This window comes from Flavobacterium sp. TC780, from assembly GCF_056783245.1.
In genome coordinates this window covers 1-8,658 of sequence record NZ_JBXBAV010000013.1, presented here as the reverse complement: position 1 = coordinate 8,658, position 8,658 = coordinate 1, and the positions used below count along the sequence as shown (strand labels likewise).

Here is an 8,658-nt window from a genome sequence, read left to right as displayed (position 1 = left end):
TTAAGAAAGTATGGCTATCAGTATGACGGACTTAACCGATTATTAAATGCTATCTATCAAAAATCAGGGCTGATTACTAATGCTTATGATGAAAGTCTCACCTATGACAAAAACGGAAATATAATATCACTTTCTCGTTTTGGTCTTCAAGATGAACAGCTAGGCAAGCTTAAAATAGATGATCTGACTTATGAATATAAAAATGATAATTCAAATCAGTTAATAAAAGTAACCGATAGCCCAGCTGGTAATGATGCAAGCGGTTTTATAGATGCTAACAAAAATGGAGATGATTATGCCTATGATGCCAACGGAAATATGACCAGTGATAAAAATAAAGACATCATAGAAATACAGTACAATCATCTTAATTTGCCTACTAAAATAACATTTGGCACAAATGGAAACATTACCTATATTTACAACGCAACTGGGCAAAAACTAGAGAAAATTGTAACTGATAATGGAGCTGTAACTAAGACTGTGTATTTAGGAGGTTTTCAGTATAAAAACGATGTACTGCAGTATTTTCCAACAGCAGAAGGCTATGTTAACAATACCCCAGTAAATGGGGCAAACAGTTACAATTATGTATTTAATTATACCGATCATTTAGGAAATGTACGTGTGAGCTACAAAAAGAATGCTCTAAACGTTCTTGAAATTCTTGAAGAGAATAATTATTATCCATTTGGTTTAAAACACGAAGGATATAATGTTAATCCTGCAAGCGATTATAAGTATAAGTATAATGGGATGGAGCTCCAAGACGAGCTGGGGCTTGGGTTGTACGCTATGGATGCTCGTCAATATGATCCTGCAATTGGTAGATTTACATCAATTGATCCAGTTGTACATTATAAGCAGTCTCCATATGTAGCTTTCTATAATAATCCTGTTTATTGGGCAGATCCAAGTGGTATGACTGGTGAGCATTACAATTGGGATAAGGGAAGATATGAGAATGACAAAGGCAATCAAGTTACTTTTGGTGAAGCCTTAGCAAGCCAAGGATTGAATGAAAACGGTACGGAAAAAACTGCTAATAGCAATGAAAAAGACGAGGCAGTTGCCCAAGTCGGATTATTAGCTGAATCATTTGATTTCCAAAAAACAACATCTAATTGGCAAGCTGCTGGTGTAACAGGTCTAAGATTAACTGTTACCAATCCTAAAAGAAAGACTACTGAAGTAGAATTTGAACTGGAAGTAGGTATCCCTATGAAATTAGCTAACGGTACTATTATTTCTGAGCGAGTAGCACAATTAGCAAGTGCCGAAGCAGCAAATGAAACTGCTGCAACAATTGGAACATTGGCAGATTTATCGAATGGAAAATTTTATGATGCTCCCGCTTTAGTCAAAACGACATTTGCAACATTAATGCAACGAAACTTAGACAAATCACTTAAGTCGATGTTAGAGCTTCCTAATAATACAAAAGTGGGATCAAGAGTAAATTCTTCAATACAAAGCAATATAAAAACTAAAGAGGCCGTTTGGGCAAGAGTTTCAGCTTTAGAGGCATTAAATGTTTGGGTAAAAAGCTTTTTTTAAATGAGAAAAAAAATATTAATTTCGTGTATAATCTCTATGTTTCTTATGTTTAATATGATGGGTCAAACAAACAATAGTAGTATCAACAAGAAATGGATTGTTTATAATACAGTAAATAGTGCATTAACTGGTTGGCACTCATTTATGGATAGCTACATTTTAGATTTTACAGATACTAAAAATTTAAAAATTAAAACACTGGGGGACGATGAAATTGTTGATGTACCTTACACTTTCAATACGGATAACGGATTAATTTATGAAGATACTGGAGAAATACTTTATGGTGTCCTAAAATTAGACTCTAATAAATTATCTCTTAAAATGGGTGAAAAGAGTACAACTACAGTAAGTCTCATTAAGTTGGAAGATAACAATACACCCTTAGTAATGGCAAAGACTCTTGTGTTTTTGAAGAAAGATAAATGGGTCAAAGATTTTAATAGTATTCGATTTACTGATGAACCTTATAAAGTTTTAAATCAAATTGAAACTAAATTTAAAGTTTTCATTGAAAGGGATGAAAAAACTAAAAAAGAATACAGAGGTGCTTGGATGTTGGATTCTTACGACGGTGTAATGTTGTTGGAATTATATTCTGAAAGGTTTAATCATAAGGCTATTTATCAGATAAGAAGCATAAATGACGAATCCTTAAAAGCAGTTTCTACAAGTGATAAAGGAGAATTTTTACCTTTAGAATTTACTAGATAGAAATGAAATAAAAAACCACTCTTTTTATGGAGTGGTTTTTCTATTTTTCTTAGTGTTGTTTTTAATCCAAAACGGGACTTCCATAATTGTACCGTCATTGCATCTCAGTGTATCTTTATATTGGGGTTTTAGATCGTATACTTTCTGCGGTTTGCCTACGCCAAGGTCAATCTCTCTCCATTCCCAAAGACTTTCATCATTTATATATTTTGCATAAGGATGTGTATAAGGCACTTTGTCTCCAGGCTTAAGTGGACAGGTTTGGCAGGGAGTTATATCATAATGCCGAAACTCAAAATTTAGAAGATCAGTAGTGTCTTTTTTTGTTTGACTATAAATAGAGCTACAAGCTAAAACCAGAAAGGTCAGAAATAATTTTTTCATTACAAAGCTAAAATATTATAATACAAAAATAAGCAAATCCTAATCTGCCTGATCTATTTTTTGTATACTATTATTAATTTCAGACTTCATCCGTTCAAGCTTTTCCTGACGCTGTTTTGCCTGTTTTTCATATTCTTTCAACTGTTCTTTTTGGATCATCCCTTTCAAATATAATTCTTTATTTATCTGATCAAGCTTTTTTTGTAATTTTAAAGTATGACGGTAGTTATTAAAAAATAAAACGCATACTACAGAGGTAGCCAGAATAAGTGCCAAAAGAAGAAACTTAATATATCTAAGATTATTAAAAAAAGCCATATACGGAACTTAAATATTATTTCTAATAAAATATGGAAAGTTGCTATTCAGTAACTTTCCATATTGTTTAACTGTTCAAATATTCGTTTTTTATTCTCTCTACTTCATTAAAAAGTCGCTTTCTTTCATCTTTATGAAGTAGTCCAAACATAATACGATCATCTAATATCTGTATTACATTTATTGTTTGTTTATTGAATTCATTTAAACGTTCTTCTGCTTCTTCTACTTTTTTTTCTACACTTTTATCATTCAAAAAATCTACTACTTTAATACCATTAAATACATTTGTTACAACTCTAATAAAATCTTCTTCTTCTGTCATATGTCACTAATTTTAAGGTGAATAATATTGAAGGTAGTAATATTTTTAAGAAATCAAAATGAAAAATATTTTTTGTACACACTATTATTTTAGGACATCGTTTTTTAATAAAATGAATAAATGTTTGGAAACAAAAAAGAGACTCGAAAGTCTCTTTAGGAATTAATATATATCATTTTATAAAAGCCTATTTCGCTTTTAGTAGTTTTTCCAAATATTCAATTTTATCTTGTTCTGCTTTCAATAGTCGCTCGTAAAGTTTTTCATTCTTGTCTACGGATTCCATTAATTTATCCAGTGGATTGAAATTGCACGTATTCGTTGCTTCCAAAATTAGCACCCTGTACTATTATCGTAAAAATTATTGAAATAATTAAATACGCCCTCTTCTGAAAAATTCTTGATCGCTTCCACGCTTACTCCCAGAGCCTTTGCTACTTCCATAAGTTTTTCTTCTTCTATCGTCTCGCTGTTCTCCATGATAGAAATGGCCTGCTGGTTTGTTCCCAAAGCCTGCGCCAGTGCTTCTTGTTTCATGTCTTTTAGTTCACGGATACGGCTGATTTTTCGCCCTATATGATTTGGTTTTGTTACTGTACTCATAGCTCAAAGATAATAATTAAGAATAAAAAAGTAAGTCCCGTGTGCAATATAGAATTTAGTCTTGTACGGTACGGGACATATTGATACGGTACAGAACAAGTAATTGCTTACTTGCCTGTGTGTTAGACAAAAATACAACTTTTCACTTTTATGTACAACTTCAAATTATCAAATTATGGATTATCAGTTAAAAATTCCAGAGAGCCAGCCAATGCGGGAGCAATTGGAAGGGGCTATTACCGACCTGCTGACTTTTGTGCACGCAGGATCTATCTACATCTCCAATAACGGCGGGAGCGGTCTGCCGATCATAGTAACCTTTATCCTGAAAAAGAACTGCGGGTACAGCGGGGATTCATTGGAGATAATATCGAAAAAAATAACGGACTGTTATCCTGATTTTATTTTCAAGTTTATTAATGCAGTCCGGGCTTCACATGGATTTAAAGAGGGATTCCCCTATCTTATCCGCCACTGTACTGTCGCTGAGTTGGTTTATTACCAGCCGGATAATAAGGTGTTTTATCCTTTAAATAGCGATGCAAAAGAACTTTTGCACTGGGCACAATTTTCCTTTGAGGATGATATGCAGGACATTATATACCATTTTAAAACAGCATCCGCCCACATGAAGAACAATGACAATAAGGAAGCTGGCTATTTCATGTGTATTGCTATTTGGAACCTCTACTGCTGTTATACGTGGCTTCTTATCGGTGAGATCGGCGAAGATATGGGCAGGCCGAGCTTGGTGCATGAATACAAGACAGTCGTGAGGTTTGTTCCATACCTGAGAGAAATACTTGATTACGATATACCTGAAGACAGGGAAATTATTGACAGGCTCAGTAATGCCCATACTTATTATCGTGACAATACGATCAATTTTGATATCAATCCAGCAGTCTTGGAAAGGGCAAAGTTAAAGTTTGAGCTTTTGGAAAAAGAGTTTTCGCAGTCTTTTTTGGGGTTATAAAAAAGTTTTCAAGTCAAAAATGAAGCGGTTTGGCAACCAGTCATTTTCAGGACAGTCAGTTCTGACTGAAAAAATGAAGTCAAACTATTTCATAGGACATGCACTTTCAGAAGTAAGCGAAACCATTGCAGGTTTTCTGAAAATCCGTGCCGTTTACTGCTTTGGATATACAAGAACCAATAGCAATGATGAGGAAAAAAGCAAGAAACTATTCAATAAACATTTACCAAGCTATCACTTTTACCTGCTTGTACTGAGCAGTGAATACAAGGAAAATGCGATACCGTTATTACAGTATCATATAAAGGAAAAATTTGGAAACAGGTATACGGCTACCATTGTGATCCACAGGGTAAAGAATCTCCGATCACAGAACAATAACCAAAAGTACTTCCTCAATAAGGTTATTGAAAATGGCATTCCGGCCTACTACGACAGCCATTATATCATCTATCCGTTAAATAAAGATCCCCACAGGGATATTGAATTTACAAGGAACTACTGGAAGAACCGCATGCTTGGGGCAGAACAATTCCTGATGACAGCCGAGCAGTGCACTGAGCCAGAGGAGGCACTGGTAAAAAATGCTTTGGTACAGCAGGCTGTCCAGCTGGTAGCGACTGCCCAGCTAGACCTTTTTCTCAGTTACCATCCCTCTGTCTATTCTATCGCTTACCTGTTCCGGCTTTTGCAATGCATCCCCGAAATAAAACTGCCCTTTTCGGATTCACAGCTGGACAGGGAACTCAGGGAACTGCTTTCTGCCAGCATAGATATGATAAAGCACAAAGATCTCAATCTGGACAGTATTGAAGACAGCAATCTGCTCTACGCCAAGTGTGAAGAATTTTATAATGAAATGTACACTCTGGGATATACCGAACTCCAGAGACTGGAAGATTTAAAAAAGCAAGACGAAATTTAATAACGATAAATTTTTTACTATGAAAAAAAATAAAAACTTCAATAAAGAAAAAAAGCTTGTAGAATCAGCGGAACAGGCAAAGAGAGTACTGGATATGCTCCTGCCGGATTCGCAAAAGAATCTCGAAAACGGAATTTCGGAACTTTTATACAAATTGAAAAATCCCAAGATTGATTTACTACTGGACAGGTATCCCGACCTTCTGCAGGAATACGGTTTGGAAGAATTGCTTTCAGGTGATCCTGAAATTGCTGACACCGATATACAGGATGTTAAAATAGCGGGACTACTCTCGTGCCTTCAATTACTCATGCATTTTTGTTATGAACTGAAAGAAAATCCAAATCCTAATAATATGTCTTTTGACAGCCTAAGATATATCCTAAATTCTATTGCCTGCTCCCAGTTCGTAAATGAACTGCTCCTTGTTGTTATATCAGTGGTCGGAACAGACTATTACCAAAAGTTCCAGCAGAGAATTCAAAATTTGGATTTTGATCTGCAAAGCGCAGTGGAACTGGAGAGCGATCCCGAACTTCAAGAGCACACTGACCTGATGGCTTGGTTTGCGCTGGTAAGGCTGTTTTTAGAATCGGTCTATACTTATTTCACCAGTCATGATGAAAACCTCAAAAACACGACATGATGAAAACTTCAAAAAGAACACGAGATAAATGATTAATCAATTTAAAAATAAAGATTATGGAAAATGATAAAATCAAATTAAATGGCCTCGTTGAAAACCCTGAATACTTTTTTAAGATGCTCAAACCGGTATCAGAAACCAGAAATGATATCCATACTATTGAATTAAAAGTGGAAGGATACAGAGACCTTTTCTGTCTGATAATGGATTTGCTCAAGGCAGGAGCGCTTGCATTAGAGGGAATTGAAGCCAGTGAGGAAAACGTCAGAGATCCTGAAAAATATGTTGCAAGCCTGCTTAGAATAATAGAAATGCTGATCCCAATGGAAGAAGGGAGAGTTGCTCGACATACTTTACTATAAGCACTTAAACGGAAAAATGAAACTGACTCCAAATAACCCTTATCCAATTATAATTTTAACAAAACGGCGACTTTGGAGACGTTTTCCAGCCCCCGGCAGGGCAAGTGGTTTTGAGATGCGGAAATATTTCAAGCATCTCAGAACACAACTTGCTATTTTCTCTCGAAAATAATTTTACCGATGGTTTTTAATTGAAAGGGCTTGAAGCCCTTTTTTTATTTTGGTAGCGTAACATTATTGAATGTAATTGTAAGGACAGGCAGTATCGGAATCCTATCCGATAATAAATGCAGTTATAACTTTCGGTTGCTTTCAGGCTTCCAGCCAGCGTAGCTTATAACGACTGGGGGGAGCATTATAAAGAAATATTTCTGTAATGTCGATTGCAGGAATAGAGATTACCGGAAAGGTAATTTATGTGTAAACAATATTCAATTGTATAGTTATGTACAATTTCGATTAAAGGTTTCCTTCTAAAAATAATACAGGACTACTTAACTGCAGATTTACAGCTTTACCTACCTACATACCTACAAGCCTACAAGCCTGCTTACCGACCTGCATACCTACACATATACTTACCTGCCTGCATAACTGCTTTTAAAACTATAAAAATACTTTTATCAAATATTCCTTTGCAGAAATTTGGAAGCTATGGAGAATTGCTCCCTACAAAACCTCGCACGAGAGCGGAGCCTGTACAAAAACCAAAAAATAATATTTTCCCAAAGAAAACAGAAAAACGGAAAAAAGAAAAAGAAAGCAATTTTACAGGACGGGATGCAGACAGGCCAAAAGGAAACGGAATAAGTCCCGAAGGGTGGTTTGTGAGGGACGAGCAAAACATTATGCCGTAAGCTTTTGGACAGGCTGATCCAGCACGTCCTACCTTGGTTTTCTTTTTATTATTTTCTTTTGGCAGAATATAATCCCTTCCACTCTAAATCTGGACATATAACGCCAATCAATGCCATTAGAGTGCCAGAACGTAAGAATAAAAAGCCCTTTGATTACCTTTCGCCGTAAAAATCAGAAACGATGAAAAAAGACAAGCATAAAGACAAAACGGAGAAGAAAAAGAAAAAACCGATCACCGCCATAGACCTGCAAGAGGAAAAAAAGAAGGAAATTAAGAAAGATAATAGGGATAAAAGCTCCATTTATGCAGGTAGACAGGGGCGGAAACATCTTAAGCAATTTCTTCTCGAATTTCTCAGACAGCTCAAAAATCCAAGAAAAACCGGACTGGGCAGACTGTTAGGCAAACTGCTGTTTGTTAAAATAGAGGAAAGTCAAAAGAAGCCTGCGCACAAGCCTGAAAAGCCTCTGGATATAATGGGGCCAGTTAAAACGGTTTTTCGTCATGTGAGCAACAGCGGGAACAATTTAAGCCCAAGTGAAAAAGAATCACTGAGACAGCGTCAAAACCAGCCTCTTAATATTCCAGTCAAGCCGGAACAAAGTAAAGATGAGCAATTAAATAAACCAAGAAAACCCAAGTTAGGCATGTAGTGTGGTTATATCCAGTGATAAGGCTTGTCTTTGCGGTTCAGGTAGCAGTACATCTCTTCCTTTTTCAGTTCCGGAAAGAATCTTATTGCTCGGTCAATGGCATAATTGGGCAGAAAATAAATCTCGTCACGAATAGCAGTTTACAACCTTTTCAAAACCGTAGAAACGGACAATCTCGTCTATCTCCTGCTGATCTCCACGTTCTACAACACGGGCAATAACAGCCTTGTAGGCTTTATCAAAGTCCATCGCATCTATGTCCACATCCCAAAAAGAGACCGGTCAGGTGCTGCCTCCCTAACAACAGGAGCATGTATTAACCTTAGCAATACGTAA

12 protein-coding genes and 1 pseudogene are annotated in these 8,658 nt (G+C 35.9%); 8 read left to right on the top strand and 5 right to left on the bottom strand.

The features are described from left to right. Together AC1RYN_RS01250 and AC1RYN_RS01245 are read left to right on the top strand one after the other, a co-directional pair. A partial coding sequence (locus AC1RYN_RS01250) for an RHS repeat domain-containing protein (protein WP_481805511.1) occupies nucleotides 1–1,557 on the top strand: 1,557 nt, incomplete at its 5' end. Further along, nucleotides 1,558–2,271: a hypothetical protein gene (locus tag AC1RYN_RS01245; RefSeq protein ID WP_481805510.1), complete on the top strand. Its 714-nt coding sequence runs from the start codon at nucleotides 1,558–1,560 to the stop codon at nucleotides 2,269–2,271. A 24-nt stretch (nucleotides 2,272–2,295) separates the two neighbouring features. On the opposite strand, the gene AC1RYN_RS01240 is transcribed toward AC1RYN_RS01245, so the two are convergent. The 4 genes and pseudogenes from AC1RYN_RS01240 to AC1RYN_RS01225 form a co-directional block, all read right to left on the bottom strand. Beyond that, nucleotides 2,296–2,655: a hypothetical protein gene (locus tag AC1RYN_RS01240; protein ID WP_481805509.1), complete on the bottom strand. Its 360-nt coding sequence runs from the start codon at nucleotides 2,653–2,655 to the stop codon at nucleotides 2,296–2,298. A 39-nt stretch (nucleotides 2,656–2,694) separates the two neighbouring features. Then, nucleotides 2,695–2,931 (bottom strand): hypothetical protein, encoded by a 237-nt coding sequence (locus tag AC1RYN_RS01235; RefSeq protein WP_481805508.1) that lies wholly within the window; start codon nucleotides 2,929–2,931, stop codon nucleotides 2,695–2,697. Nucleotides 2,932–3,040: 109 nt separating this feature from the next. Further along, nucleotides 3,041–3,298 (bottom strand): hypothetical protein, encoded by a 258-nt coding sequence (locus AC1RYN_RS01230; RefSeq protein ID WP_481805507.1) that lies wholly within the window; start codon nucleotides 3,296–3,298, stop codon nucleotides 3,041–3,043. Between the two features lie 187 nt (nucleotides 3,299–3,485). Further along, nucleotides 3,486–3,901, bottom strand: a pseudogene (locus AC1RYN_RS01225) (helix-turn-helix domain-containing protein). Nucleotides 3,902–4,076: 175 nt separating this feature from the next. Here AC1RYN_RS01225 and AC1RYN_RS01220 point away from each other — a divergent pair. From AC1RYN_RS01220 to AC1RYN_RS01195, 6 genes are all read left to right on the top strand, one after another. Beyond that, nucleotides 4,077–4,877, top strand: a complete 801-nt coding sequence (locus tag AC1RYN_RS01220; protein ID WP_481805506.1) for a hypothetical protein — start codon at nucleotides 4,077–4,079, stop codon at nucleotides 4,875–4,877. 19 nt (nucleotides 4,878–4,896) lie between these two features. Then, the gene (locus tag AC1RYN_RS01215) at nucleotides 4,897–5,802 is read left to right on the top strand and encodes a hypothetical protein (RefSeq protein ID WP_481805505.1); all 906 of its coding nucleotides are present in this window, start codon (nucleotides 4,897–4,899) and stop codon (nucleotides 5,800–5,802) included. A gap of 19 nt (nucleotides 5,803–5,821) precedes the next feature. Beyond that, nucleotides 5,822–6,448: a hypothetical protein gene (locus AC1RYN_RS01210; RefSeq protein ID WP_481805504.1), complete on the top strand. Its 627-nt coding sequence runs from the start codon at nucleotides 5,822–5,824 to the stop codon at nucleotides 6,446–6,448. Nucleotides 6,449–6,504: 56 nt separating this feature from the next. Next, a complete protein-coding gene (locus AC1RYN_RS01205; RefSeq protein ID WP_481805503.1) occupies nucleotides 6,505–6,810 on the top strand; it encodes a hypothetical protein in 306 nt (101 codons plus the stop codon). A gap of 635 nt (nucleotides 6,811–7,445) precedes the next feature. Then, complete coding sequence (locus AC1RYN_RS01200; RefSeq protein WP_481805502.1) at nucleotides 7,446–7,667, top strand: hypothetical protein; 222 nt, start codon at nucleotides 7,446–7,448, stop codon at nucleotides 7,665–7,667. Nucleotides 7,668–7,848: 181 nt separating this feature from the next. Beyond that, nucleotides 7,849–8,322 carry a hypothetical protein gene (locus tag AC1RYN_RS01195; RefSeq protein ID WP_481805501.1) on the top strand — a complete coding sequence of 158 codons (474 nt, stop codon included), beginning with the start codon at nucleotides 7,849–7,851 and terminating at the stop codon, nucleotides 8,320–8,322. A gap of 126 nt (nucleotides 8,323–8,448) precedes the next feature. Here AC1RYN_RS01195 and AC1RYN_RS01190 read toward each other — a convergent pair whose 3' ends face one another. Then, nucleotides 8,449–8,571 (bottom strand): DUF6922 domain-containing protein, encoded by a 123-nt coding sequence (locus AC1RYN_RS01190; RefSeq protein WP_481805500.1) that lies wholly within the window; start codon nucleotides 8,569–8,571, stop codon nucleotides 8,449–8,451. Nucleotides 8,572–8,658: the final 87 nt, after the last annotated feature.

Bases quoted from the DNA above. Each gene is read 5' to 3' on its own strand.
- AC1RYN_RS01230 (WP_481805507.1), bottom strand. From the start codon at position 3,298: ATGACAGAAGAAGAAGATTTTATTAGAGTTGTAACAAATGTATTTAAT.
- AC1RYN_RS01205 (WP_481805503.1), top strand. From the start codon at position 6,505: ATGGAAAATGATAAAATCAAATTAAATGGCCTCGTTGAAAACCCTGAA.
- AC1RYN_RS01210 (WP_481805504.1), top strand. From the start codon at position 5,822: ATGAAAAAAAATAAAAACTTCAATAAAGAAAAAAAGCTTGTAGAATCA.
- AC1RYN_RS01195 (WP_481805501.1), top strand. From the start codon at position 7,849: ATGAAAAAAGACAAGCATAAAGACAAAACGGAGAAGAAAAAGAAAAAA.
- AC1RYN_RS01215 (WP_481805505.1), top strand. From the start codon at position 4,897: ATGAAGCGGTTTGGCAACCAGTCATTTTCAGGACAGTCAGTTCTGACT.
- AC1RYN_RS01190 (WP_481805500.1), bottom strand. From the start codon at position 8,571: ATGGACTTTGATAAAGCCTACAAGGCTGTTATTGCCCGTGTTGTAGAA.
- AC1RYN_RS01240 (WP_481805509.1), bottom strand. From the start codon at position 2,655: ATGAAAAAATTATTTCTGACCTTTCTGGTTTTAGCTTGTAGCTCTATT.
- AC1RYN_RS01245 (WP_481805510.1), top strand. From the start codon at position 1,558: ATGAGAAAAAAAATATTAATTTCGTGTATAATCTCTATGTTTCTTATG.
- AC1RYN_RS01220 (WP_481805506.1), top strand. From the start codon at position 4,077: ATGGATTATCAGTTAAAAATTCCAGAGAGCCAGCCAATGCGGGAGCAA.